Below are 26,466 nucleotides of genomic sequence, written 5' to 3'. Positions count from 1 at the left end.
CGTGGAAAACGGGGAGAAGGGTCAAGTTCCGGCGCTGGCGACCCCCTCTCCCCGTTCTTCACGGGGAGAGGGTAAGGGTGAGTGGCAGCGCGATGTTTCGAGGACGGGCGCATGATCGCCGGCAAGCATGCGCTGGTCACCGGTGGCGGCTCCGGCGTTGGCCGGGCCATCGCGCTGGCGCTTGCGGGTGCGGGCATCGACGTGACCATCTGCGGCCGGCGCGAAGCCGAACTTGCCAGGGTGGCCAGCGAAAGCGATCGCATTTTCGGCATCGCCGCCGACGTCACCGATGCGGCGGCGATGGCATCGCTTTACCAGACAGCGGAAGCCGCGCGCGGGCCCTTCGACATCGTCGTTGCCAATGCCGGCATGGCCGGCAGCACGCCGGCGCACAAGACCACGCTTGCCGACTGGCAGCGGACGCTCGACGTCAACCTGACCGGCGCCTTCCTGACGGTGAAACCGGCGCTGGCCGGCATGGCCGCGCGCAAGGCGGGCCGGATCGTCTTCATCGCTTCGACGGCAGGGCTGAAAGGCTACGCCTATGTCGCGCCTTATGTCGCCGCCAAGCATGGCGTCGTCGGTTTGATGCGGGCGCTCGCCGCCGAGGCGGCGAAGTCCGGCGTCACCGTGAACGCGGTTTGCCCAGGCTTTGTCGAAACGGAGATGTTGGAGGAGTCCATCCAGCGCATTGTCGAAAAGACCGGCCGCTCGGCCGGCGAGGCACGATCGAGCCTCGTCTCGACCAACCCGCAAGGCCGCTTCATCCAGCCGCAGGAGATTGCCGCCTCGGTGTTGTGGTTGTGCGACGATGCGGCGGCATCGATCACCGGACAGACCATTTCCATCTCAGGAGGCGAAACATGGTAGCCGGCCCCCTGCCCGCGCCATCGGGACCCGGCAAGGACCGGCTGCGGCTGTGGATCAGGCTGCTGCGCGCCTCGCGCACGATCGAGGCCGAACTGCGCGAGCGGCTGAAGAAGGAGTTCGATACGACGCTGCCCCGCTTCGACGTGATGGCGGCACTCTATCGCGCGCCCGAAGGCATGCTGATGAGCGATCTTTCGCGTTTCCTGCTGGTGTCCAACGGCAATGTCACCGGCATTGTCGATCGGCTGGTTTCGGAAGGGCTGGTGGCGCGTGCGCGCCGCAATGGCGACCGGCGCACCTCTATGGTGCGGCTGACCGAGGAGGGCTCGAAATCCTTTGCCACCATCGCCGCGGCGCATGAGGGTTGGATCGGTGAATTGCTGGGCAAGGTCAGTGAAGAGGATGCACGCCGGCTGACCGGCATGCTGACCTCGTTCCGCAGCAACTGGGAGGGACGCGAATGACAAAGATGGCCGGTCTCAAGCCGCAGCATTTCCTATGGCAGGTCGAAGGCAGGATCGCGAAGGTCAGGCTTGACCGTCCCGAGCGCAAGAACCCGCTGACCTTTGACAGCTATGCCGAACTGCGCGACACGTTTCGCGATCTCGTCTATGCCGACGATGTCGACGCCGTGGTGTTCCTGCCCAATGGCGGCAATTTCTGCTCGGGCGGCGACGTCCACGACATCATCGGCCCGCTGGTCAGGATGGACATGAAGGAACTGCTCGCCTTCACCCGCATGACCGGCGATTTCGTCAAGGCGATGCTGAATTGCGGCAAGCCGATCATCGCGGCGGTCGACGGCGTGGCGGTCGGCGCCGGCGCCATCATCGCCATGAGCTCCGACATCCGCATCGCCACGCCGGAAGCCAAGACCGCGTTCCTGTTCACCCGTGTCGGCCTTGCCGGTTGCGACATGGGCGCCTGCGCGATCCTGCCGCGCATCATCGGCCAAGGCCGTGCCGCCGAACTGCTCTACACCGGCCGCACCATGACGGCCGCCGAAGGCGAGCGCTGGGGGTTCTACAACAGGCTCGTCGATGCCGCGGCGCTGGAAGCCGACGCGCTCGACATGGCGGCACGCATCGTCTCCGGCCCGACCTTCGCCCACGGCATCACCAAAACGCAATTGAACCAGGAATGGTCGATGGGTCTCGACCAGGCGATCGAGGCGGAAGCGCAGGCGCAGGCGATCTGCATGCAGACGCACGATTTCGAGCGGGCGTATCGGGCTTTCGTCGACAAGCGAAAGCCAGTGTTCGAGGGGAATTGAGGATGCTCGTTTCAAAGGAGACGTTGGCGGGACAGCGCCCCCCTCTGTCCTGCCGGACATCTCCCCCACTAGGGGGGAGATTGGACGTCATCTCTGCTTTCGCCAATCTCCAGCGTTGCAAAGAAGGCGCCGCAGCCGAAGCTGCCAATCTCCCCCCTAGTGGGGGAGATGTCCGGCAGGACAGAGGGGGGCGCCATAGGGCGCAAAGCCCGCAACATCGCGGAGGCCCCTATGCCTGACCGTTCCTTCCTCAACTGGCCGTTCTTCGAAGACCGCCATCGCGAACTCGCCGAACGCCTCGAAACCTGGTGCGCAAAAAACCTCCCCGTCGATCACCACGACATCGATGCGGCCTGCCGCGAATTGGTGGCAAGCCTCGGCAAGGACGGCTGGTTGAAGCCGACGGCACTCGATACCGACAATCCGGCACCACTCGACGTCCGCACCTTGTGCATCGCGCGCGAGACGCTGGCGCGCCATGACGGGCTCGCCGATTTCGCCTTCGCCATGCAGGGGCTCGGCACTGGGGCGCTCAGCCTGTTCGGCACCCCGGAACAGCAGCGATGGCTGGCAAAGACACGCGCCGGCAAGGCGATATCCGCCTTCGCCCTGTCGGAGCCGCGCTCGGGATCCGATGTCGCCAATACCGAGATGACGGCGACCCGCGATGGCGATGATTATGTTCTCACCGGCGAGAAGACCTGGATCTCCAATGGCGGCATAGCCGATCTCTACGTCGTCTTCGCCCGCACCGGCGAGGCGCCGGGCGCCAAGGGGCTTTCCGCCTTCCTCGTGCCGGGCGACGCCAAGGGGCTTGGCATTGCCGAGCGGCTGGAAGTGATCGCGCCGCATCCGCTGGCGCGGCTTTCCTTCGACCAGGTACAGTTGCCTGCTTCGTCGCTGATCGGCAAGCCTGGCGATGGGTTCCGCATCGCCATGTCGGTGCTGGACGTGTTCCGCTCGACGGTCGGCGCGGCAGCACTCGGCTTCGCCCGCCGCGCGCTGGACGAGAGCATCAAACGGGTAGCCGAGCGCAAGCTGTTCGGTGCGCCGATGGCCGAGCTGCAGATGGTGCAAGGTCATGTCGCCGACATGGCGCTCGACGTCGATGCCGCGGCGCTTCTGGTCTACCGCGCTGCCTGGACCAAGGACATGGGCGCCGCGCGGGTAACGCGCGAGGCGGCGATGGCCAAGCTGTTCGCCACCGACAAGGCGCAGGAGGTGATCGACAAGGCGGTGCAGTTGCATGGCGGCGACGGCGTGCGCAAGGGCCATATCGTCGAGAGCCTGTATCGCGAGATCCGCGCGCTGCGCATCTACGAGGGTGCATCCGACGTACAGAAAGTAGTGATCGCGCGGCAAGTGATGGGCGCGGCCTGAGACAGGTCGCGTCGACGGACTGGATTGTTTGCGAACGCTGATATTGCGGACCGATATTGGATAGACGGAGAGTTGAAATGCACGAGATCCTGCAGCCGGAAGGCTGGGCAAAACCGGTCGGCTACGCCAATGGCGTGGCCGCGCGCGGGCGTCTCGTCTTCGTCGGTGGACAGGTCGGTTGGAACAGGCAATGCCAGTTCGAGACGGACGACTTCGTCGGCCAGGTGCGGCAGACGCTGGAAAACGTCGTGGCGGTACTGGCCGAGGCTGGCGCTGGCCCACAACACATCACCTCGATGACTTGGTATTTCACCGACAAGGCCGAGTATCTGGCCAACCTCAAAGGGCTAGGCGAAGCCTATCGCGCGGTGATCGGCCGGCATTTTCCGGCAATGGCCGCCATGCAGGTGATGGCTCTGGTCGAGGATCGCGCCAAGATAGAAATCCAGGCAACCGCCGTTATCCCGGAGTAACCGCCTATCGCTTCGTCATCCTGGGGCGAAGCAAGGAGCGCAGCGACGCAGCACAGACCCCGGGATCCATTCCGTGAAATCAAAGCGTTGCAGCGGCCCAGAATTCTCCTCCGCTGCACTCCATGGCCAAGATCGCGGCATGGATCCCAGGGTCTCCGCGACGGAGCTTCGCTCCTGCTCCGCGCAGGGATGACGAAGTTGGGGAAGCATCGCTGCTATTCGCGAAGTCCGGCCCGCCTCAGCAGCGGCAGCACGTGATCGCAGAAATAGGGCAGCTCCTGCGTGTAGTTGACGAAGGACAGCGCGATGCCCTGGTACCCATGCCCGGCAATGGCGGCCATCTCGGAAGCGATTGAATCCGGGGTTCCGACCAGCGGATAGGTGCCGGCGCCGCCGGCGAAGCGCTGTCGGTAGCGGTCATAGGCATGCGCATCATGTGACCGCGAGAATTCCTTCTTGCCAGCCATGTGAGCATCGACCGCGTCATGGTCGGCCATCGTCACCGCATAGCTGTTATAGTAGGCCTGCGCCTCCTCCATGGTCGGGCGGCAGACGACATGCGCCACGGTGTAGACGCCGACATCACGGCCGACCTTGCCGGCCCGTTCACGAATGTCGGCGACATGCTTGCCGGCATCGCCCATCTCGGAAAAGGTCGTGAACAAATAGTCGCAATGGGCGGCGGCGAAATCGCGGCCCGGGCCGCCGAAAGCGGCATTCATGGTCACCGGGCGCGGAACCTGCAGGCTGGCCGGTCGGCTGACCGCTTCCTTCAGGCGATAGTAGACGCCTTCATAGTCGAGCGGCTCGCTCGATGCATAAAGCCGCTTCAGGATCTCAATCCATTCCGCTGCCTGCTCGTAACCCTTTTCCACGAGCGGCGTGCCGAACATGCCGAATTCCTTCGGGTTCCAGCCGCAGACGATATTGAGGCCGGCTCGGCCCCCACTGATATGGTCGACCGTCGCCAGCGCCTTGGCGGCATAAAGCGGATGCACCAGCGGCACGTGCACGGTCATGAACAGGCCGATCTGCTCGGTGGCCGCGGCAAGAGCCGCCGCCCAGGTGAAGGTTTCGAATGACCATTCGCGCACCTTGTTGCGGCCGCCAAAACCGCGCCAGCGCGCGATCGGCAGCAGGAACTCGAGCCCGGCGCGGTCGGCGATCTGGGCCGCGGTCAGATTGTCCTGCCAGCTTGCCGTCCAACGCTCCGGCACATCGGTGATGGCAAGGCCGCCATCGGCGTTGGTCGAGAAGACGCCGAGCTTCAGTTTGTTTTGGCCGTGCAAGGGATGGGCTTTGGTCATCTCGGGAAACTCGCGGCGGGAGACCACACGCTAGGCCCGCGCGAAAATATTTCAAGCCTGAAATAGCTTCGCCTTGCCATCGTTTGCGGATATGGATTGGGCAGCACAAAAAGGGGATCGGCATGAGCGAATTCCGCCAGAAATGCATCGGCAAGACGAGGCTGGTCGGCTCCTTCGCCGCCATTCCGCATCCCGTCGTGGTCGAGGTGATGGCGCTCGCCGGCCTCGACTTCGTCTGCATCGACTGGGAGCACGCCCAGATTTCGCGCGACATGATCGAGACCATGGTTCGCGCGGCCGACGTGCATCGCGTGCCGGCGATGGTGCGCGTTCCCGGCCATGCGCCGGAAGCCATCCAGGCAGCGCTCGACAGCGGCGCACAGGGCGTGCTGATCCCGCGTGTCTCGACATCAGCCCAGGCCGCGATGGCGGTGAAAGCCTCGCGTTATCCGCCGCTGGGCGAACGCGGCGTCGGACCCGGCCGGGCCGCCGGCTATGGCTATCGCATTCCCGAATATCTTGCCGGCGCCAATGAACGGATCGTCGTCGCGGTCCAGGTCGAGACATCGGAGGGGCTCACCAACATCGAAGCGATCGCGGCCGTCGACGGCGTCGACATGATCTTCGTCGGTCCCGGCGATCTTTCGGTGTCGATCGATGCGATGGGATCGAAAGGCACGGACAAGCTCAACGAGGCGATCGGCACAATCATCGGCGCGACGATTGCACACGGCAGGACCGCAGGCATATTTTGCGCCAGCCCACAGAATATCAGCCGATGGGCAGCCATCGGCGCGAGTTTCTTCGTGCTGGCCAGCGACACGATGTTTCTTGGTGCTGGCGCCGCGGCCAACTGTGCTGCCGCGCGCGCCGAACTGGCGCAAAACGGGCGCAGCTAGGCAAACAGGGGTCTCGGCGAGGCAACAGGCCGGTCAAACTTTTTAAGCTTAAAACTTTCGCCTTGAAAAGCGCCCCACTTTGGATAAGCATTCGAAGTCGATGGTGGCTGCCGTGCCGAGGAGGTTGCCGGCCAGTCCATCATGGCGTTTAGGGTGGAGGGGTTCAGTCCTTGTCGTTCGTGCTGCCCCAGTCATCGTCCAGCGCGCGCTATGCTTTCGATGGCGTGCGCGCCCAGATCCGCGACCTTCATACTGAAAACATCGCCAACCTCGCCGTGCGCGCGCGGGAACTGGGTGATGTGATCGCGCTCTGGTACGGCGAAGGCGACATGGTGACGCCGTCCTTCATCCGCGACGCCGCCAAGGCGGCTTTCGACGAAGGCCTGACCTTCTACGTTCCCAACATGCGCGGCCATGGCCCGTTGAATGAAGCGCTGTCCGAGTACCAGACGCGCATCCATGGCCGGCCGATCCCGATCCCACGCACCACGGTCACACCGGGCGGCATGCAGGCGCTGTATCTTGCGCTGGAACTGCTGGTCGATACCGGCACCAACGTCATCTATGTCGCGCCGCAATGGCCCAACATCCATAACGCCATCCACCTGATCGGCGGCGAGCCGCGTCCATTTTCGCTCGATTTCAAGGGCGACTGGCACCTCGATCTCGACCGGCTGTTCGCCACCTGCGATGCGCGCACCCGCGCGATTTTCCTGTCGACGCCCTCCAACCCGACCGGCTGGACCGCATCGCGCGCGGAAATGCAGGCGCTGCTCGACTTCAGCCGGCGCACCGGCATCTGGATCATATCAGACGAGGTCTATGGCCGGCTCTATTTCGACGGCGACGTCGCGCCCTCCATCCTGCAGATCGCCGAGGACGGCGACCGCGTGCTGTCGGTCAACAGCTTTTCGAAAGCCTGGGCAATGACCGGCTGGCGCATTGGCTGGCTGACCCATCCATCGGGTGTCGCCGACCAGCTTGGCGCCATGACCCAGTACATCAACAGCGGCACCGCCGCGCCGATCCAGGCCGGCGCGGTTGCCGCCATCCGCCAGGGCGAGCCGCTGGTCGAGGAGATCCGGCAGCGGATCAGGACCGGCCTCGATCTTGCTTATGACCGGCTGGCACGGATTCCGGGCATCATCCTGCCCGCGAAACCGCGCGGCGGCATGTATGCCTTCTTTGCCCTTGTGGGCGAAAACGATGCCCGGCAGGCCTGCGCCAGGATCCTCGAAACAGCGCGGGTCGGGCTGGCGCCCGGCCAGTTGTTCGGAAGCTCCTCGGCGGCATTCCTGCGCATGTGCGTCTGTCGCGATCGCGATCAGATAGAAACCGCGCTCGACCGCATGGTCGTCGCCATGAATTGACGCCCCGCTGGGAGGTGGGACGGCAAGAAACCGTGCGGGGCCAGCCCCGCCCGATCAACAACCAGAGGGGACACCAATGAAGCTCACCCGTCGCAATTTCATCCTGCTCGCCGCCGCCATCGGCATCGCCGCCGGACCGGCCACGGCCTATGCCGCAGATGTGCTCAATGTCGGCGCCTACCCCACCAACCCGCCTTTCGAGTACAAGAACGAGAGCGGCACCTTCGAGGGCTTTGAAGTCGACATCGTCAACGAAGCAGCCAAGCGCGTCGGCATGACCACCGACATCGCCGACCTCGGCTTCCAGGCGCTGTTCGCCGCCACCACCTCGAAGCGCATCGACGTCGCCATTTCGTCGATCACCATCACGCCGGAGCGGTTGAAGTCGCAGTCCTTCACGCAGCCCTATTATGATTCAGACATGGGCATCGCGACCAAGACCGACAGCGCGATCAATGCCGAGGCCGACCTCAAGGGCAAGATCGTCGGCGTGCTGTCCGGCTCGACCGGCGAGACCTGGGTCAAGGCACATCAGGAGGCCGACGGCTTCAGCGACGTGAAGGGCTATGACACGCAGCAGAACCTTCTGCTCGACCTCAGCGCCGGCCGCGTCGATGCGGCCGTCAGCGACATTCCGGGCATGCAGTACTCCTTCACCAAGATGAAGGATCTGACGGTCAAGCAGCGCATCAAGACCGGCGAGCAGTACGGCCTGATGATGACCAAGGACCACCCGCTGCTCGGCAAGCTGAACGATGCGCTGAGCGCGATGAAGAAGGACGGCACGCTGGCGGCGATCCACAAGAAGTGGTTCGGCAGCGACGCGCCGGCGGACTCTTCGACGGTCAAGGAAATGCCGCTGCCGAAGGCCTGATTGGCGATTGACAAAAAGGGACCGTGCCGGCCGCAGGCGGCACGGCTCCTGCATTCGATCCTCCCCCGGGATCGCGTTCGGTGCAGTAACCGATTTGATGTTCCGGGCCATCTCCCTTTGATGCAATTCCAGGCGGAAAACCGTCTCATCCCTTTCCTGGAATTGCGCTGGCGTCACGGGACGCAAAACAGTTCGGAAACGCTCCCATGTCGCTGATCGACACCTTCTTCAACGCCGATGTCATTGCGTCCAGCCTGCCGGCGCTGCTGCGCGGCTTCCTGAACACGCTGCTGCTCGGCCTGCTCAGCATCGGCATCGGCATCCCGATCGGCCTGGTGATCAGCCTGCTGCGGCTCTATGCGCCAAAGCCGCTGCAGTGGCTGGCGGTCGGCTATACCGATATCTTCCGCGCCTTGCCGGTGCTGGTCGTGCTGATCCTGATCTACTACGCGCTGCCTTTCCTCGGCATCCGGCTTTCGTCCTGGGCATCCGCCGTGACGGCGTTCGCCATCATCATGTCGGCCTATTCGGCGGAAGTGTTCCGGTCCGGCATAGAGAGCATTCCGCGCGGCCAGTTCGAGGCGTCGCAGGCGCTCGGCCTGCCGTTCCTTTTGACCTTGCGCAAGGTGGTGCTGCCGCAGGCGGTGCGCGTAGTCATCCCGCCGATGACCAGCAACTGCGTCTCGATGTTCAAGGACACTTCGCTCGCCTCGACCGTGGCACTGCCGGAGCTCTTGAAGGAAGCGACCAACGCGCAATCGCTCTACGCCAACCCCTCGCCGCTGATCGGCGCGGCGCTCGTCTATCTTATTTTCCTCTGGCCGATGGTGCGCCTCGTCAGCCTGCTCGAACACCGTTTCAGGACCGAAAAGACGCGCTGATCACCCCAATCCCCTCTGCAAAACATTTCGCAGGAGACGACCTTGAGCAATTCCCAATCCGCCAGCGGCGGCTTTCCCGTCGATACCATCCGAGCGATGTTCCCGGCATTGCAAAGAGCCGGCGATTTCATCTTCCTGGACAACGCCGCCGGCGCGCAGATCCCGCAAAGCGTGCTCGACGCGGTGACCAACCATCTCGTCTCGCACAATGTGCAGCGCGGCGGCCGCTATGGCCGCAGCGTCACGGTCGACCAGTCGGTCGCCGATGCTCGGACAAGCGTTGCGCTGCTGATCAACGCCTACAGCCCGGCGGAAATCTGCTTCGGCATGAACGCCACCTCGTTCATCCGCCTCGTCAGCCTCGGCATCGGCCAGATGCTGCAGGAGCGCGACGAGATCGTCGTCACCGATATGGACCATGACGCCAACATCGCCACCTGGCTGGCGCTGGAATCCGCCGGCGCAAAGTTCAAGTGGTGGCGCATGCGCGAGGATGGGAATCTGCATGTCGACGACCTCAAGCCGCTGGTTTCCGATCGCACCCGCCTTGTCGCCTGCACGGTGACGGCGCATTCGATCGGCTCGATTGTCGATGTCGCCTCGGCGGCCAAGATCGCCCACGCCGCCGGCGCCGAGGTGTTCCTCGACAGCGTGCATTACGGGCCGCATGGGCTGATCGACGTTCAGGCCTGGGACTGCGATTATCTCGTCTGCTCGGGCTACAAGAATTTCTCGCCGCATATGGGCTTCCTGTGGGGTCGCTTCGAGACGCTGAAGCGGTTGCCGACCTTCCGGGAGGACTTCATTCCGGACGAACCGCCCTACAAGGTCGAGGCCGGCACCTTCATCTACGAGAACGTCTCCGGCATGGACGCGGCCGTGCAGTATCTGGAACTGATCGGACGCAACCTTGCGCCCTCGAACAACCGCTCGCGGCGCGAAAACATCGTTGCCGGCATGGGCGCCATCCGCGACTACGAATTGGCGTTGGCGCGCGAAATGCTCGCCGTGCTCAAGGGCTGCGGCGCAACCATCTATGGCGTTGCCGACGAGGCCCGCATCAACGAACGCGTGCCGACCTTCTGCTTCAACATCGGCAAGCTGTCACCGCAGAAAATCGTCGAGGAAATGGCCGACATGCAGATCGGCATCCGCGACGGCCACATGTACGCGCCACGGCTGATGAAGCGCCTCAACCTGTCGATGGACAGCGGCGCGATCCGCGCCTCGCTGGTCCATTACAACACGGTCGAGGAGATCCACCGTTTCGGCGAGGCGCTGCGCGCCATTATCGCCAAGCTGTCGTAATCCCGGGAAATCGGGCTCTCCTCGAGGTCGTCATCCACGGGCGAAGCAAGGAGCGAAGCGACGCGGCGCAGACGCGAGGATCCATGCCGTAACATGCGAGCGCCGCTCAAGGTGCAGAACTCTTCTCCGCTGCACGTTTCGGCTGAGGTAACGGAATGGATCCCAGGGTCTGCGCGTCGCTCGGCCCTGGGATGACGAAGAGACGTCAAGCAGCCTTCTTCTTCGCCAACCTCGCCTTGATCGAGGCGACGTCGGCGCGCGGGGTCGCGGCGAACAGGGTCTTGGTGTAGCTGTGCTTGGGGTCGGCGAAGACTTCGTCGCGCGAGCCGTATTCGACCGCCTCGCCCAGATACATCACCATGACATCGTCGGCGATGTAGCGCACGACGGACAGGTCGTGGCTGATGAAGACATAGGTCAGTTGGAATTCGTCCTGCAGGTCGGCGAGCAGATTGAGCACCTGCGCCTGCACTGAAAGATCGAGCGCCGAAACCGGCTCATCCAGCACCAGCAGGCTCGGATTGAGCATCAGCGCGCGGGCAATGGCGATGCGCTGGCGCTGGCCGCCCGAGAACATGTGCGGATAGCGGTTGTAGTGCTCGTGACCGAGACCGACCTTCTTCAGCATCTTCATGGCGAGGTCGCGCCGGTCCGCCGCCGACTTGTCGGTGTTGATCAGCAGCGGTTCGCCCAGCACGTCGCCGATCTTCTGGCGCGGATTGAGAGAGCCGTAAGGATTCTGGAAGACGATCTGCACCTTGCGGCGCATCTCCCTGGTCAGACCGCCCCTGGCGATGTCGACCTTCTTGCCGTCGATGAACAACTCGCCCGCTGTCGCCGGATCGATCAAGGTGATGATACGGGCAAGCGTCGACTTGCCGCTGCCGCTTTCGCCGACGATGGCCAGCGTCTTGCCCTTGTCCACGTTGAAGGAGACGCCCTTGACCGCATGCACGGTGCGTGGTCCGGTGAACAGGCCGCCGCCGACATGGTAGTCGCGCACGATGTTGTTGCCTTCGACGACCCTGGTCATGCTCTGGCTCCCGACGGGGCCGGCTCGAACATCACCTCGGAGACGGTCGGCAGCCGGTCGCCGACGGCGTTCTCCGGCAGCGCCGACAGCAGCGCGCGCGTGTAATTGCTCTTCGGCGATTCAAACAGCGACAGCACGTCGGCCTCTTCCATCTTGCGGCCCTTGTACTGGACGATGACGCGGTCGGCTGTCTCGGCCACCACGCCCATATTGTGGGTGATCATGATCAGGCCCATGCCGTATTTGGCCTGCAGCGAGACCAGCAGGTCCAGTATCTGCTTCTGGATGGTGACATCGAGCGCGGTGGTCGGCTCGTCCGCAATCAAAAGCTTCGGATTGCAGGCAATGGCGATCGCGATCATGATGCGCTGGCATTGGCCGCCCGACATCTGATGCGGGAAGGAACTCAACCGCAATTCCGGATCGGCGATGCCGACCAGCTTCATCAGTTCGATGGCGCGTGCGCGGCGCTGGGCGCGGTCCATGCCCATATGGAAGCGCAGCACCTCCTCGATCTGGAAACCGGCGGTGAAGCACGGGTTGAGGCTGGCGATCGGCTCCTGGAAGATCATCGAGATGTCCTTGCCAATGATCTTGCGCCGCTCGGACGGGCTGAGCTTCAAGAGGTCGACACCGTCGAAGGCCATGCGGTCCGCCTTGACCGTCGCGGTGTTGGGAAGAAGCCCCATCACGGCCAGCATCGACACCGACTTGCCCGAACCGGATTCGCCGACGATCGCCAGCACCTCGCGCGGCTCGATCGAAAGGTCGATGCCTTGCACGGCCATGAACGGGCCGGCAGCGGTGTCGAAGGAAACGGTGAGGTTCTTGATCTCGAGCAAAGGCATGCTCACGACCTCTTCAGCTTGGGGTCGAGCGCGTCGCGCAGGCCGTCGCCGATCAGGTTGATGGCGAAGACGGTGATGAGGATGGCGAGGCCCGGGAAGGTCACCACCCACCAGGCGCGCAGGATGAACTCGCGCGCTTCGGCAAGCATGGTGCCCCATTCCGGAGTCGGCGGCTGCGCGCCCATGCCGAGGAAGCCAAGCGCGGCCGCCTCGAGGATGGCATTGGAGAAGGACAAAGTCGCCTGCACGATCAGCGGCGCAATGCAGTTGGGCAGGATGGTGACCAGCATCAGCCTGAGATGGCTGGCGCCGGCGACCTTGGCCGAGATCACATACTCACGGTTCTTCTCCGCCATCACGGCGGCGCGGGTCAGGCGCGCGAAATGCGGCTGCAGCACGAAGGCGATGGCGATCATGGCATTGACGAGGCCGGGGCCAAGCACCGCGACCAGCACCAGTGCCAGAAGCAGTGACGGGAAGGCCAGGATGATGTCCATGACGCGCATGATCAGCGTGTCGACCCAGCCCCGGCAATAGCCGGCAAGCAGACCGAGGATGACGCCGGAGATCAGCGCGGTGGTGACGACGACGAAGCCGATGGCAAGCGAGAAGCGCGAACCGTAGACCAGGCGCGAGAGGATGTCGCGGCCAACGGCATCGGTGCCAAGCAGGAACTGGGCGTTGCCGCCCGCCTGCCAGGCCGGCGGCGTCAGGAAGAAATCGCGGAACTGGTCGTCCGGCGAATGCGGGGCGAGCAGCGGCGCGAAGATGGCGATCAGGATCAGCAGCGCGAAGACGACGAGACCTATCACCGCGCCCTTGTTGATGGAGAAGTAATGCCAGAACTCGGCGAACATCTGCAGTCGCGCGTCCTGCGGTTTGACGACGGTCGCGGCTTCGATGGTGGCTGGGCCTTCATTGGTCATGTCAATTCGCCCGTATGCGCGGGTTGATGACGGCGTAGAGCACGTCGACGATGAGATTCACCGACATGACGATCAGCGCGATCAAAAGCAACCCGCCCTGCACGGTGAAATAGTCGCGCTTGGAAATGGCGTCGATCATCCATTTGCCGATGCCGGGCCAGGAGAAGATGCTCTCGGTCAGGATGGCACCGGTGAGCAGCGTGCCGACTTGGAGGCCGATGGTGGTGACGACCGGGATCAGCGCGTTGCGGAAGGCATGCAGGCCGATGACGCGGCGTGGCGCCAGGCCCTTGGCGCGCGCCGTGCGCACATAGTCTTCACCCAGCACTTCGAGCATCGCCGAGCGCGTCTGCCGGGCGATGACGGCGAGCGGTATGGTGCCGAGCACGATGGTCGGCAGGACGAGGTGCGACAGCGCCGAGCGGAAGGCGCCCTTCTGTCCGGAAATCAGAGAATCGATGGTCATGAAGCCGGTCACCGGCTTGAAGAAGTAGAGAAGGTCGATGCGGCCGGAGACCGGCGTCCAGTGCAGCATGCCGGAGAAGACGATGATCAGCAGCAACCCCCACCAGAAGATCGGCATGGAGTAGCCCGCAAGGGCCGTGCCCATGGTCAGCTGGTCGAACCAGGAGCCACGGCGGATCGCGGCGAAGATGCCGAAGGCGACACCGAAGACGACGGCAAAGATCATCGCGAAGATGGCGAGTTCGACCGTTGCCGGAAACCGCACCAGGAAATCCTTGAGCACCGGCGTCTTGGTGGAGAACGAAGTGCCGAAATCACCGCCGAGGATGTTGGTCAGATAGGTCAGATATTGTTGCCAGATCGGCTGGTCGAAACCGAACTGGTGCATCAGCGCCGTGTGACGTTCGGGCGACAGGCCACGTTCGCCCGCAAGCACCAGCACCGGATCACCGGGCAGGATGCGCACGAAGCCGAAGGCGAGGATGGTTATCCCGATGAAGGTCGGGATGATGAGGGCGAGCTTGCCGAGGATATAACGCAGCATGGCGGGCGAGGTGGGGCGGCACCCTGTGGCGCCGCCCCGTTTCGCGAACCTTATTCGGCGATATCGACGCCGTCAAAGCGATGGATGCCGAGCGGATCCATCGCAAAGCCGGTGACGGTCTTCTGCATCGGCATGAACACCTTCGAGTGGGCGAGCGTCGCCCAAGGTGCCTGCTCCTTGAAGATGACTTGTGCCTTTTCGTAGAGCTTGGTGCGCTCGGCCTGGTCGGAAACCGTCTTGGCCTTGTTGATGAGCGCGTCGAAGTCCTTGTTGCACCATTCCGCGCGGTTGTTCGAACCGACGGAAGCGCAGCTCAGGAGCACGCCGAGGAAGTTGTCCGGATCGCCATTGTCGCCGGTCCAGCCAACGATGACGGCGCCGTCGTGATCGACGGCGGAAGCGCGCTTGAGGTATTCGCCCCAGTCATAGCTGACGATGTTGACGGTGACGCCGACCTTGGCGAAGTCGGCCTGGATCAGCTCGGCGGTGCGGCGCGCGTTCGGCATATATGGGCGCGACACGGGCATCGCCCAGACGTTCATCTTGAGGTCCTTGACGCCGGCTTCCGCGAGCAGCTTCTTGGCCGCATCCGGATCGTACGGATCGTCCTTCACTTCCTTGTTGTAGGACCACATGGTCGGCGGAATCGGGTTGATAGCCACCTGGCCGGCGCCCTGGAACACGGCGTCGATAATGGCCTTCTTGTTGATGGCCATGTTGAGCGCCTTGCGGACGCGCACATCATCGAACGGCTTCTGCTGGGTGTTGTACATCAACGCGCCAACGTTGAGGCCTTCCTGCTCCGCGACCGTCAGGTTCGGATCAGCCTGCAGACCTTTGATGTCCGCCGGTGCCGGGTAGGACATGATGTTGCATTCGCCGGCCTTGAGCTTCTGCGCGCGCACCGCCGGATCGGTGGTGATGGCGAAGACCAGATCGTCGATCTTCTGCTTGCCGCCCCAGTAATCCGGATTGGCCTTGTAGCGGATGGCCGCATCGGTCTGATAGTCGACGAAGATGAACGGACCGGTGCCGACGGGCTTCTGGTTGAACAATTCAGGCGTCTTGTCCGCCTGCAGCTTGTCGGCATATTCCTTCGAGACGATGGAGGCGAAATCCATGCCCAGCGTTGGGATGAAGGTGATCGCCGGCTCCTTCAGGCTGAACTTCACCGTCAGGTCGTCGACCTTCTCCACCTTGGAGATGTTATCGCCGAACTGGTCATTGTAGTACTGGTAGGCGATGCCCGGAATGTACTGGAACCAGGGACCGTTCTTGTCGACCTGACGCTGGAAGGAGAACACCACATCGTCGGCGTTCAGGTCGCGCGTCGGCGTGAAATAGTCGGTGGGGGCGAACTTGACGCCCTTGCGCAGCTTGAAGGTGTATTCCTTGCCGTCGTCGGAGATCGTCCAGCTCTCGGCCAGGCCGGGCGAGATCGTGGTCTTGCCATGATCGAATTCGACGAGACGGTTGAAAACGGTACGCGAGGACGCATCGAACGTCTGTCCAGCGGTGTACGGCGCCGGGTCAAAACCTTCCGGCGAAGCTTCAGCGCAATAGACCAAGGTTTTCGCGTTGGCCACGCCCCCCAGGACGCTTGCAGCCAGCAACGCGGCTGCAAAAGTCAATTTCTTCTTCATTGAGCACTCCCTAGATGTTCTTCCAAGCCCCTCTATCAGGCTCGCGAAGCGCGCATATAAGCACCGTTTTTCCGGCTTTGGAACACCCCGCTTGCTTACCCGGCGGGAAGCAGGAAAAAAATCCGCGATTTCGCTAAACGGCAGAAAAAATTAGCAGTTCTTTCCATTCACGATATTATTAACGACCGCATTTTTTTATTGATCGGCGGTCTCCCGTGATATCGGCGCCGTGTGCGCCTTCGCCCGACCCGGATGTGGAAAGGTAGCGGGTCCGAGTGTCGCCCGCGGGAAAGATTTTCGGCGGCAAATCTTTCGGGCGCCCTGCCGCAAGGGCAAGACTTGCACCGCCGCCGATAGAGGCAATACATAGATGGATATGCTGGCGGCAGCGGAGGATGTCTCTGTCAATTCGGAGGCCAGCGCGGCGCAGCTGGCAAGAGACGGGCGAACAAGAACTGTCGAGGAGGAACGGGTGGCAAAAGCATCGAAGGCGCCGGTGAAAGCGTCGGCCAAGGCAGCCGCGAAACCAACCGGCGCCGAGGGGCAAGGTAAAGCCGCCGCCAAAGCCGCGCCCGCCGAGACGGTAGCAAAGCCTGCCAGGAAGGCACCAGCGGCGAAAACGGCGGCGACGGCCAAGCGCGCCACCAAACCGGCGGTGAAACCCGCTCCGGCGAAGACCTCTTCGACAAAGGCTTCTCTCGCAAAGACCGCGGCGAACAAGTCCGGATCGTCGAAGGCTGCACCGCCGGCAGAGGCATCGATCCCGGCGCCGGCAGCCGGCCAGCGGCTGCCAAAGGCACTCACCGAGCTCGCCGCCGGCCTGCCGGACAAACCGTGGCTGAAAAGCTATCCGAAGAACATGCCGGCCGAGATCGGCCCCCTTCCCTACAGCTCCATCGGCGACTTCCTTGTCGCCGCCTGCAAGCAGTTTGCCGGCCAGCCGGCTTTCACCTGCATGGGCAAGTCCATCACCTATGCGGAACTCGAGCGGCTTTCGGCGGCTTTCGGCGCCTATCTGCAGTCGACGGGACTGCAGAAGGGCGCGCGCGTCGCGCTGATGATGCCGAACGTGCTGCAGTATCCGGTGGCGATGATGGCCGTGGCCCGCGCCGGTTACACGGTGGTGAACATCAATCCGCTCTACACGCCGCGTGAACTGGAACATCAGCTCAAGGATTCCGGGGCGCAGGCCATGGTCATCCTCGAAAACTTCGCCGGCACCTTGCAGGCCGTGGTCGCGCGGACGGCGGTCAAGCACGTCGTCGTCGCCGCCATGGGCGACATGCTCGGCGGGCTGAAAGGCACGATCGTCAATCTGGTCGTACGCCGCGTCAAGAAAATGGTGCCGGCCTGGTCGCTGCCTGGCCATGTCAAGTTCAACGCCGCCCTCAAGGCTGGCAGCGGCATGAATTTCAAACCGGCCACGGTGGCCGCCAATGATATTGCCTTCCTGCAATATACCGGCGGCACCACGGGAATCTCGAAAGGCGCGATCCTGCTGCACAGCAATGTGCTGGCTAATGTCGCGCAGAATTCGCTGTGGGTGGAGGACGCCTACACGATCAAGCCGAAGCCCGCGCATCTCAACTTCGTCTGCGCCCTGCCGCTCTACCATATCTTCGCGCTGACGGTGAACGCGCTGATGGGCATGCAGCAAGGCGCCCAGAACATCCTCATTCCCAACCCGCGCGACATACCGGGTTTCGTCAAGGAACTCCGGAAATATCCGGTGCATATCTTTCCCGGCCTCAACACGCTGTTCAACGCGCTGCTCAACAATGAGGATTTCCGCAAGCTCGACTTCAAGCCGCTGATCCTGACGCTGGGCGGCGGCATGGCGGTCCAGAAGGGCGTCGCCGAACGCTGGAAGGCGCTGACCGGCTGTCCGGTCAGCGAAGGCTATGGTCTCTCGGAGACCTCCCCCGTGGCCACGGCCAACAAGTTCAGTTCCGGCGACTTCACCGGCACCATCGGCCTGCCGCTGCCCTCGACCGAGATCGCCATCCGCGACGATGACGGCAACAACGTGCCGCTGGTCGAGGTCGGCGAAATCTGCATACGGGGACCGCAAGTGATGGCCGGCTACTGGAACCGGCCGGACGAGACCGCCAGAGTGATGACCAAGGACGGTTTCTTCAAGTCGGGCGACATGGGCTTCATGGATGAGCGCGGCTATACCAAGATCGTCGACCGCAAGAAGGATATGATCCTCGTCTCCGGCTTCAACGTCTATCCGACGGAACTCGAGGAGGTCGTTGCGCTGCATCCAGGCGTGCTCGAGGTGGCGGCGATCGGCGTGCCGGACGAGCATTCCGGCGAAGTGCCGAAGCTGTTCATCGTCAAGAAGGATCCTGCCCTGACCGTCGAAGCCATCACCGCTTATTGCCGCGAGAACCTGACCGGCTACAAGCGGCCCAAATATATCGAGTTCAGGACCGAATTGCCGAAGACGCCGGTCGGCAAGATCCTGCGACGGGCGCTGCGCGGCTAGTGGGGAACGAACCCTCCGAAGAGACAACGCCGGCCTCAACCCTCGATCCGGCAGAGTTCATCAAGGCCAATTTGCGCCTCGCCCCTGTCCGCGCTCTTCCCGAAATCCGGCTTTACACGCCCCATCCAGGCAGCGGGCTTAGGCGGCTCGTAGGGCCGCACGACGATCTGGATGAGGACGCGCCGGAATCACAGGCGCCCTATTGGGCCTATGCCTGGGCCGGCGGCACGGTGCTGGCGCGCCATATACTCAATCATCCGCAGAGCGTGGCCGGACACCGTGTGCTCGACCTCGGTGCCGGCTCGGGCCTTGTCGGCATCGCCGCCGCGAAGGCCGGTGCCAGCGCGGTGATCGCCACCGAGATCGACCGCAACGGCGTTGCCGCGATCGGCCTCAATGCCGCGGCGAACGGTGTCGAGATCACCATCGTCGACAACGATATCACCAGGGGTCCGCCACCGACCGTCGACCTCGTGCTCGCAGGCGACGTGTTTTACGGCCGTGAGGTCGCCCTGCGGGTGACGCCTTTTCTCGACCGCTGTCTGGAAGCCGGCATCAATGTGCTGGTCGGCGACCCCCGCCGCATCGACCTGCCGCGGCACCGGCTGCGATTGCTCGCCGAATATCAAGTGCCGGATTTCGGTGACGCGAGGGCCACTGCCGCCAAGCCGAGTGGGGTGTTTTCGTTCGAGGCGGAATGTCGCTGAAACCCCAACTCGAATACAATCGCCCGAGTGAATAAGTTCCACCCCCTTGCAGACGATTCTATACAAGCTATAGTCCAATCATGGGGTATCGGCTCGATGTTGAAGCCTTGCTAGCCCCGTTTGAGCTTGATAAAAACACCCCCGATCGACCGCAATCTGTTTTCGAAGTTTCGCTCGCCCAGTCGAGGTTCCGGCAATCCGGAGCTTATGACCAACCCTGTCTGGGTACGGGCCGTTGAGCACCGTCTAACCGGTTACGGTCTGAACAAAGCGTTCCTCGGCCCACGCTCAGAAGATGTAGGGCCATGCTGGAGCTTCAGCCGGTACGGACGCACCGAAACACGGCTGCCAGACGGCCGCCTTGTCAGGATCGGCGGCGAATATGAAGATTCTTACGACCCAGATTTCTACATTTACAATGATGTGATCGTGAGTGATGCCGACGGACGCATCGAGATTTTCGGCTATTCGGATAAGATCTTTCCGCGCACCGATTTTCACACGGCAAATCTCATCGACGCCCGAATAATTGTAATCGGCAACCTGTCCTATCCGTATATTCGGGCTGACAAGGCGCAAGTGCTCGTGTTGGACACAACAAGCTATGGCATCAGCCGCCTCGAAACCACGGGCGAGGCTCCGCCATGGATACACAAGCACTCTTCACAGCTTGTTGAAAATGGTGGTGCGATCCTGGTTCGCGGCGGCCTCCTCATCGGGCCAAGGTGGCCTGCTGTGATCGAGAACATCGACGACTGGCGCCTGGATATCACTGCGGGCCGCTGGGAACGCCTCACCAAGCGGCGCTGGCCGCGATTTTCATTCGTTCGGGCTGATGGCTTGCCTAACCATCTCCATTGGCTTCGCCGCCTTCTTTCGGATCAAAAATGGGGGAAAAGCGAAAACAGAAGCAGCTTTCTAGCCGAGCGCCTTAGCGAACTTGGCCCTAACCCTCGGATAGACCTGGTTGAAACATTGTACGCGCCCGAGCTTCCACACTTGAATATCCCTGAAATCGCGGACCAGCATGGCGTCCATCGTCTGTGTGTCGAGGGCGTCGCAGTGCGCTATGTCGAGGGCTGGCACGATATCCGGTTGACGGTCGAAGGTGTTCTTCCAGACCAGACCGTCGAAATAATCCGCCTCGATCTATTGACCAAACTGGCCGCGATACTTATACCCGTTCGGCCATTGGTGACAAATCCCAGATTGATTGCGCTTTGCCCCGCCTACCGATCAAACAGTCTCCCTGACCCGCGCCGAAAGGAAGTCCGGCAGATCGGCAACCGAATCCAGGATGATGTCGGCAATCTCGGCGAGCGACTCGCGTGTGCCGGTGCCGGAGAGCACGCCGACCGCCAGACCACAGGCACCGGCGCGTGCCATTTCGAGATCGTGCCTGTTGTCGCCGACCATGGCGATTTCCGCCGGCTTCAGGCCGGTGAGGTCGCAAAAAGCCTGGATGGTGTCGGGCGCGGGCTTGGGACTGGCCACAGCGTCATAGCCATAGGCGGCGTCGAAAAGCTGGGCGACACCGAGCGTGACCAGAGTCTTTTCCGCGCCGCTGGTCGAATCATTGGTGGCGACCCCAAGCCTGTAGGACCTCCCGTGCAGAACGCCGAGCGTCTCGACGATGCCCGGCAGCGCCACGGCCATCGCCGAACCCTGTACCGATGTGATCTCGTTGAAACGGGCAACGGCCAGCATCTGGTCCTCGTTGGACAGGCGCGGAAACCAGAGTTCGACGACGTCGAGATTGGTGCCGGAGGCAAAGATCGAGTCGGGCTTGAAGCGCCGGTTGGTGAAATCGAAGCCGGCCGCCGCGAGCAGCCTGTCGGCCTTCCAGCGATCGCCGTCGGATGCATCCATGGCCATGAAATCGGCGACGCCGAGCCAGGTCGCATTGAAGTCGACAAGTGTCCCGTCCTTGTCGAACAATATCCCCTTGATGTCTGCCAAGTCAGTCACTCCGAACCACGCAATTGGTGGATGCGTTCCACAAGGCCCCTGGTCGAGGCGTCCCGATTCGCGGCGCTTTCCTTGCCTTCCACGACAGGCAGCAGGCCGGTGGCCAGTTCCTTGCCGAGTTCGACGCCCCACTGGTCGAAGGAGTTGATGTTGAAGAGCGTGCCCTCGACGAAGACCCGGTGCTCGTAGAGCGCGATCAGCCGGCCGAAAGTGCGCGGGTCGAGCTTGCGATAGAGAATGGTCACCGAAGGCCGGTTGCCGGAGAAGACGCGATGCGGCGCTATTCTGTCGACATCGGCCGGTTTCATGCCCTTGGCCAGCATCTGCGCGCGCGCCTCCTCCAGGGTGCGGCCCTTCATCAGAGCCTCCGACTGCGCCAAGCAATTGGCGAGCAGCAGGTCATGCTGATGCTTGAGGTCAGGCTCGTGACCGACGGCCGCGGCGAGGAACTCGACCGGGATGAAGTCGGTGCCCTGATGCAGGAGTTGGAAGAAAGCGTGCTGGCCATTGGTGCCGGGCTCGCCCCAGACCAGCGGCCCGGTCGGCGTCGGCACTGGAGTGCCGTCAAGGGTGACGCCCTTGCCGTTCGATTCCATATCGAGTTGCTGCAGATAGGCTGGCAGCCTGGACAGGCGCTGGTCGTAGGGGATGACCGCGCGGGCCGGATAGCCGCAGATCACGCGATGCCACCAGCCGACCAGCCCCAGAAGCGCCGGCAGGTTGCTGGCCAGCGGCGCGGTGCGGAAGTGCTCGTCCATCTCGTGCGCGCCGTCGAGGAAGGCGCGAAAATTTGTCGGACCGATGGCGATCATGACCGGCAGGCCGATGGCGCCCCAGACCGAATAGCGGCCGCCGACCCAATCCCAGAAGCCGAAGACGCGATCCGATTCGATACCGAACTTGGCCACCAGGTCGAGCGCCGTCGAAACGGCGGCGAAATGCTTGCCGACCGCTTCCTTGCCAAGTGCCTTCTGCACCCAGTCGCGCGCCGTCTGCGCATTGGTCATCGTCTCGACGGTGGTGAAGGTCTTGGAGGCGATGATGAACAGCGTGGTTTCGGCTGACAGACCCTTCAGCGTGTCATGAATGTGGGCGCCGTCGATGTTGGAGACATAATGCGCGCGCGGACCGTCATGATAGGGGGCGAGCGCCAGCGTCGCCATGGCCGGGCCGAGGTCGGAGCCGCCGATGCCGATGTTGACGATGTCGGTGATCTTCTTGCCGGTGGCGCCGGTCGCCTTGCCGGAGCGGACGGCATCGGCGAAGGCTCCCATCGCATCGAGCACGGAAATAACATCCGCCTTGACGTCCTGGCCATCCACCGTAACGCCCTTGCCGCTGAGGTTGCGTAGCGCCGTATGCAGCACGGCGCGGTCCTCGGTGATGTTGATCTTCTTGCCGGCGAACATGGCTGCGCGGCGGCCTTCGAGATCGGCGGCGCCGGCGAGTTTTTCCAGCAGATCCATGGTGGTGGCGTCGACGGCGCATTTCGACCAGTCGAGCAGCAGGTCGCCGTCGGTGGCGGAAAATGTCGCGAATCGCTGGGGATCGGAGGCGAAGGCCTGGCGCATCGAGGAAGGCGCCGCGGCGCGATGATCGCGCAAGGCGGCGAGCTGTTTCTGGAAGGCTGACTGATCCACTGGCGGAGGCTCCTGGCGTTTTTCGACGCACCATATCAGACCGGATGTTTCCGGCGCGTGTCGTCGCGGCAAAACTATTGAGCCGAATTCAATCCGGTCAATACGCGGCGACGACACTTTCTGTCACGCGGTGAGGACATAATGTGTCACCAGCCACGTGACAGCACCTCCTTCGGCCGAAGGATCACTGGCATAAATCCCAAAGATCAGAAAAATTGATTGGCGCAACCCCTTGTGCCACCGTTACATTCGACTGGTCCAGCCAAGTGAAAAAAGCTGGCCATCGAGGAACATCTCCCATGCCACAGAGAAACGACACGGCGATATGGTCCGGCTTGTTCCGGATTTCGGCTGAATCCGGCCAGACCCTGCAGGCGCAGATCCGCCAAGCCATCGTGGCCGCCATTCTCGACCGTCAGATCGCCGCTTCGATGCCGCTTCCTTCCTGCCGGATCCTGGCCGAGAAACTCGGCGTGGCGCGCGGAACCGTGGTGCTGGCCTTCCAGCAGCTCGTCGACCAGGGTTTCCTGGTGGCGCGCGAGCGGCGCGGCCATTTCGTCAATCCCGACGTGCTGGCGACCCCCGCCAAGCCGCACCAGAAGGCGCCCGACCAGGCCAACGAGATCGACTGGAAGGCACGCCGGCAAATCGCGGCCAGCGACATGCCGCCGCCGGCCAAGCACGAGAACTGGATCAAGTCGTCCTACCCCTTCGTCTACGGCCAGTTCGACCCGGCGCTGTTCCCGACCGCCGAATGGCGCGAATGCAACCGCATGGCGCTGGCCGTGCTCGAGATCCGCAACTGGGCGTCCGACATGGTCGATCGCGACGATCCGCTGCTGATCGAGCAGATCCAGGCGCGGCTGCTGCCCAGGCGCGGCATCTTCGCCAATCCCGACGAGATCATCGTCACGCTCGGCGCCCAGAACGCGCTCTACATGCTGGCGTCGCTTTTGATGACCAAGGGATCGAAAGTGGCGATGGAAGATCCTGGCTACCCCGACGCGCGCTCGATCTTCAGGCTTGCCGGGGCCGATATCCAGCCGGTGCCGGTCGACCAGTCCGGTATCGTAACCTCTTCTATTCCCAATGATTCCGGGTTCGTGTTCGTCACGCCCAGCCATCACTGCCCGACCATGGTGCCGTTGTCGGCGGAGCGCCGGCAGGACCTTCTGGCGCGCGCCAACCGGCACAACCAGATCATCATCGAGGACGGCTATGACAGCCAGCTTCTCGATGAGGCGCCGCAGCAGGCGCTGAAGAGCCTCGATCGTTCCGGCCGCGTCGTCTATGTCGGCTCGATGTCGAAGACACTGGCTCCGGGCCTGCGGCTTGGCTACATCGTGGCCTCGGCTGGACTGATCGCGGAACTCAGGGCGTTGCGCCGCTTCATGCTGCGCCATCCGCCGGCCAACAACCAGCGCGCCGTGGCACTGTTCCTGTCGCTCGGCCATCACGAAGCGCTGGTGCGGCGGCTGTCCTCCGCCTTCGACGAACGGCGCAAGCGTCTGGTCCATGCGATTTCCGCTTTCCTGCCGGAATGGCGTTCGACCGACTCGGCCGGCGGCACGTCGCTTTGGCTGGAGGGGCCGCGGGGTACCGATTCCCGCGGCCTGGCCGAGGCCGCCGCCTCGCGCAGCGTCATCATCGAGCCGGGCGACCGCTTCTTCGACCGCACCGAAAAGCCTTCGCGCTTCATGCGGTTGGGCATCTCCTCAATCGCACTGCAGCACATCGAGCCCGGCATCCGTGAACTCGCCACGGCCGCCGGACGCAGGCCCGCCGCCGCCTGATCCCCTCCTACGGGAACCGCTAGCGGCGGCTTCGGCTCCCTTTAGCCCTGGCATACTCAACCGGATTGGCTGGCTCATAGGCTGTGCCAATGCCGGCGGCATAGTCGTGGCACAAAGGGGAAGAAGCAGCCGATGGTGGACCAACCGCTGCCCTGCTTCCAGGAAAGGTGGAGTGCTCCATGTCAGTGGTTCTTGAAAAGCAGGACGCGGCGGATCAACGGTCGCGCCGTTCCGGCGGACGCGAAGCGCGCCGCGCCATGCGGGCGGCGCCCTTGGCCGACGACATCAGGCCGGTGCGCGCCGGCCTCGAGGGCGGCAGCTACGGCCCCCTGCGCGGCAATGACCGCGAGCGTATCCACGAGGCTGTGCTGACGCTGCTGGAGACGGTCGGCTTCGCCAATGCCATTCCCTCCTGCATCGAGGCGCTGACCACGGCAGGCGCCACCTATGGCGACGATGGCCGCATCCGTTTCCCCCGCGCGCTGGTGCTCGATACGATCAAGAAGGCGGCACGGAATTTCACCTTGCACGGCCAGGACCCAAAACACGACATGGTGATCCAGGGCAAGCGCGTGCACTACGGCACGGCGGGTGCCGCCGTCCATCTGGTCGATGTCGAGAAGCGCGAATATCGCGAGTCGCTGCTGCAGGACATCTATGACGCAGCCCGCATCGTCGAGGGGCTCGACAACATCCATTTCTTCCAGCGGCCGATGGTGCCGCGCGACATTCCCGATCCGCTCGAGATGGATTTCAACACGCTCTATGCCTGCGTGATGGGCACATCCAAGCATGTCGGCACCTCGTTCACCGTGCGCGAGAACGTCCAGCCGGCACTGGAAATGCTTTATGCCATCGCCGGCGGCGAGGAGAATTTCCGCGCCAGGCCGTTCGTGTCGAACTCCAACTGCTTCGTCGTGCCGCCGATGAAGTTCGCCGAGGACGCCTGCGGCGTGCTCGAAGCCTGTGTCGAGGGCGGCATCCCGATCCTGCTGCTGTCGGCCGGACAGGCAGGCGCCACCGCGCCGGCGGCGATCGCGGGCGCCGTGGTGCAGGCGGTGGCCGAAGTGCTGGCAGGCCTTGTCTATGTCAACGCCATCAAGCCGGGGCATCCGGCGATCTTCGGCACCTGGCCGTTCGTATCGGATCTGAGGACAGGCGCCATGTCGGGCGGCTCTGCCGAACAGGCGGTCTTGACTGCTGCTTGCGCGCAGATGGCGCAGTTCTATGACCTGCCGGGCGGTTCGGCGGCCGGCATGACGGATTCGAAACTGCCCGATATCCAGTCCGGCTATGAAAAGGGCATCACCGATGTGATGGCCGGCCTTGCCGGGCTCAACCTCGTCTATGAATCGGCCGGCATGCACGCCTCGCTGCTCGGCTTCTGCCTGGAAAGCCTGATCATCGACAATGACATGCTCGGCCATTGCCTGCGCTGCGTGCGCGGCATCGAGGTGACCGACGAGGCGCTGTCGATCGACACCATCGCTGATGTCTGCCTCAGGGGTCCAGGCCACTATCTCGGCAACGAACAGACGCTGCGGCTGATGCAGACCGAATATTTCTATCCGGCCGTCGGCGACCGGTTTTCGCCGAAGGAATGGAACGAGAAGGGCCGGCCCGACATCCTGCAGCGGGCGATCATCGAGAAGAAGCGCGTCCTTGCCGAGCGTTTCCCGCGCCATGTGCCGAAGATGCTCGACGACAGACTACGCGCCCGCTTCGGCGACATGATCAAGCTGCCGCGCGCCAATATGGGCGGGTAGCGCCTCC

At 63.3% G+C, this 26,466-nt stretch carries 22 protein-coding genes; 14 read left to right on the top strand and 8 right to left on the bottom strand.

The genetic code is table 11. From position 1 onward, the window contains the following. Nucleotides 1-111: 111 nt before the first annotated feature. The 5 genes from FJ938_RS03650 (at nucleotide 112) to FJ938_RS03625 (ending at nucleotide 3,996) form a co-directional block, all read left to right on the top strand. Nucleotides 112-870 carry an SDR family NAD(P)-dependent oxidoreductase gene (locus tag FJ938_RS03650; RefSeq protein ID WP_140691183.1) on the top strand — a complete coding sequence of 253 codons (759 nt, stop codon included), beginning with the start codon at nucleotides 112-114 and terminating at the stop codon, nucleotides 868-870. Then, nucleotides 864-1,334: a MarR family transcriptional regulator gene (locus tag FJ938_RS03645; protein WP_140691180.1), complete on the top strand. Its 471-nt coding sequence runs from the start codon at nucleotides 864-866 to the stop codon at nucleotides 1,332-1,334. Before FJ938_RS03650 ends, FJ938_RS03645 begins: the two co-directional genes overlap by 7 nt. After that, nucleotides 1,331-2,143, top strand: coding sequence for an enoyl-CoA hydratase family protein (locus tag FJ938_RS03640; RefSeq protein ID WP_140691177.1), 813 nt, complete (start codon nucleotides 1,331-1,333; stop codon nucleotides 2,141-2,143). Before FJ938_RS03645 ends, FJ938_RS03640 begins: the two co-directional genes overlap by 4 nt. Nucleotides 2,144-2,374: 231 nt before the next feature. Beyond that, nucleotides 2,375-3,523, top strand: coding sequence for an acyl-CoA dehydrogenase family protein (locus FJ938_RS03630; protein ID WP_140691174.1), 1,149 nt, complete (start codon nucleotides 2,375-2,377; stop codon nucleotides 3,521-3,523). Between the two features lie 77 nt (nucleotides 3,524-3,600). Beyond that, nucleotides 3,601-3,996 carry a RidA family protein gene (locus tag FJ938_RS03625; RefSeq protein WP_140691172.1) on the top strand — a complete coding sequence of 132 codons (396 nt, stop codon included), beginning with the start codon at nucleotides 3,601-3,603 and terminating at the stop codon, nucleotides 3,994-3,996. A 215-nt stretch (nucleotides 3,997-4,211) separates the two neighbouring features. Here the strand turns inward: FJ938_RS03625 and FJ938_RS03620 are convergent, their stop codons facing one another. Then, the gene (locus FJ938_RS03620; protein ID WP_140691169.1) at nucleotides 4,212-5,303 is read right to left on the bottom strand and encodes an LLM class flavin-dependent oxidoreductase; all 1,092 of its coding nucleotides are present in this window, start codon (nucleotides 5,301-5,303) and stop codon (nucleotides 4,212-4,214) included. A 122-nt stretch (nucleotides 5,304-5,425) separates the two neighbouring features. Between FJ938_RS03620 and FJ938_RS03615 the strand changes: the two genes are divergently transcribed. The 5 genes from FJ938_RS03615 (at nucleotide 5,426) to FJ938_RS03595 (ending at nucleotide 10,635) form a co-directional block, all read left to right on the top strand. Beyond that, on the top strand, nucleotides 5,426-6,202 hold the full coding sequence (locus tag FJ938_RS03615; RefSeq protein WP_140691166.1) for an HpcH/HpaI aldolase/citrate lyase family protein: 777 nt from the start codon (nucleotides 5,426-5,428) through the stop codon (nucleotides 6,200-6,202). Nucleotides 6,203-6,381: 179 nt separating this feature from the next. Next, nucleotides 6,382-7,572: a pyridoxal phosphate-dependent aminotransferase gene (locus FJ938_RS03610; protein ID WP_226890719.1), complete on the top strand. Its 1,191-nt coding sequence runs from the start codon at nucleotides 6,382-6,384 to the stop codon at nucleotides 7,570-7,572. Between the two features lie 76 nt (nucleotides 7,573-7,648). After that, nucleotides 7,649-8,446 carry an ABC transporter substrate-binding protein gene (locus FJ938_RS03605; RefSeq protein ID WP_140691160.1) on the top strand — a complete coding sequence of 266 codons (798 nt, stop codon included), beginning with the start codon at nucleotides 7,649-7,651 and terminating at the stop codon, nucleotides 8,444-8,446. A 206-nt stretch (nucleotides 8,447-8,652) separates the two neighbouring features. Continuing rightward, the gene (locus FJ938_RS03600) at nucleotides 8,653-9,327 is read left to right on the top strand and encodes an amino acid ABC transporter permease (protein ID WP_140691157.1); all 675 of its coding nucleotides are present in this window, start codon (nucleotides 8,653-8,655) and stop codon (nucleotides 9,325-9,327) included. Between the two features lie 42 nt (nucleotides 9,328-9,369). Beyond that, a complete protein-coding gene (locus FJ938_RS03595) occupies nucleotides 9,370-10,635 on the top strand; it encodes a cysteine desulfurase-like protein (RefSeq protein WP_140691154.1) in 1,266 nt (421 codons plus the stop codon). A gap of 205 nt (nucleotides 10,636-10,840) precedes the next feature. Here FJ938_RS03595 and FJ938_RS03590 read toward each other — a convergent pair whose 3' ends face one another. The 5 genes from FJ938_RS03590 to FJ938_RS03570 form a co-directional block, all read right to left on the bottom strand. Then, nucleotides 10,841-11,668 carry a dipeptide ABC transporter ATP-binding protein gene (locus tag FJ938_RS03590; protein WP_140612750.1) on the bottom strand — a complete coding sequence of 276 codons (828 nt, stop codon included), beginning with the start codon at nucleotides 11,666-11,668 and terminating at the stop codon, nucleotides 10,841-10,843. Beyond that, the gene (locus tag FJ938_RS03585) at nucleotides 11,665-12,516 is read right to left on the bottom strand and encodes an ABC transporter ATP-binding protein (protein WP_140612760.1); all 852 of its coding nucleotides are present in this window, start codon (nucleotides 12,514-12,516) and stop codon (nucleotides 11,665-11,667) included. The genes FJ938_RS03590 and FJ938_RS03585 overlap by 4 nt, the downstream gene beginning before the upstream one ends. Nucleotides 12,517-12,518: 2 nt before the next feature. After that, nucleotides 12,519-13,373 carry an ABC transporter permease subunit gene (locus FJ938_RS03580; protein WP_210240615.1) on the bottom strand — a complete coding sequence of 285 codons (855 nt, stop codon included), beginning with the start codon at nucleotides 13,371-13,373 and terminating at the stop codon, nucleotides 12,519-12,521. A 70-nt stretch (nucleotides 13,374-13,443) separates the two neighbouring features. Continuing rightward, nucleotides 13,444-14,451 (bottom strand): ABC transporter permease subunit, encoded by a 1,008-nt coding sequence (locus FJ938_RS03575; RefSeq protein ID WP_140612748.1) that lies wholly within the window; start codon nucleotides 14,449-14,451, stop codon nucleotides 13,444-13,446. Nucleotides 14,452-14,501: 50 nt separating this feature from the next. Continuing rightward, nucleotides 14,502-16,094: an ABC transporter substrate-binding protein gene (locus FJ938_RS03570; RefSeq protein WP_140612747.1), complete on the bottom strand. Its 1,593-nt coding sequence runs from the start codon at nucleotides 16,092-16,094 to the stop codon at nucleotides 14,502-14,504. Nucleotides 16,095-16,566: 472 nt separating this feature from the next. Between FJ938_RS03570 and FJ938_RS03565 the strand changes: the two genes are divergently transcribed. After that, on the top strand, nucleotides 16,567-18,585 hold the full coding sequence (locus FJ938_RS03565; RefSeq protein WP_140691151.1) for a long-chain fatty acid--CoA ligase: 2,019 nt from the start codon (nucleotides 16,567-16,569) through the stop codon (nucleotides 18,583-18,585). Continuing rightward, nucleotides 18,585-19,292: a methyltransferase gene (locus FJ938_RS03560; protein WP_140691148.1), complete on the top strand. Its 708-nt coding sequence runs from the start codon at nucleotides 18,585-18,587 to the stop codon at nucleotides 19,290-19,292. Before FJ938_RS03565 ends, FJ938_RS03560 begins: the two co-directional genes overlap by 1 nt. Before the next feature lie 1,236 nt (nucleotides 19,293-20,528). On the opposite strand, the gene FJ938_RS03550 is transcribed toward FJ938_RS03560, so the two are convergent. Both FJ938_RS03550 and pgi read right to left on the bottom strand, forming a co-directional pair. Beyond that, a complete protein-coding gene (locus FJ938_RS03550; RefSeq protein ID WP_140612745.1) occupies nucleotides 20,529-21,251 on the bottom strand; it encodes an HAD family hydrolase in 723 nt (240 codons plus the stop codon). 5 nt (nucleotides 21,252-21,256) lie between these two features. Then, nucleotides 21,257-22,900 (bottom strand): glucose-6-phosphate isomerase, encoded by a 1,644-nt coding sequence (pgi, locus tag FJ938_RS03545; protein ID WP_140612744.1) that lies wholly within the window; start codon nucleotides 22,898-22,900, stop codon nucleotides 21,257-21,259. A gap of 299 nt (nucleotides 22,901-23,199) precedes the next feature. Here pgi and FJ938_RS03540 point away from each other — a divergent pair, with 299 nt between their 5' ends. Further along, nucleotides 23,200-24,693 carry a PLP-dependent aminotransferase family protein gene (locus tag FJ938_RS03540; protein WP_140691141.1) on the top strand — a complete coding sequence of 498 codons (1,494 nt, stop codon included), beginning with the start codon at nucleotides 23,200-23,202 and terminating at the stop codon, nucleotides 24,691-24,693. A 179-nt stretch (nucleotides 24,694-24,872) separates the two neighbouring features. After that, the gene (locus tag FJ938_RS03535; protein WP_140612742.1) at nucleotides 24,873-26,459 is read left to right on the top strand and encodes a trimethylamine methyltransferase family protein; all 1,587 of its coding nucleotides are present in this window, start codon (nucleotides 24,873-24,875) and stop codon (nucleotides 26,457-26,459) included. The last annotated feature ends 7 nt before the right edge of the window (nucleotides 26,460-26,466 follow it).

It is taken from the genome of Mesorhizobium sp. B2-4-14 (assembly GCF_006442155.1).
GTDB lineage: Bacteria > Pseudomonadota > Alphaproteobacteria > Rhizobiales > Rhizobiaceae > Mesorhizobium.
Note: the sequence above shows the minus strand (reverse complement) of the source record. Positions and strands in the feature narration are given on the sequence as shown.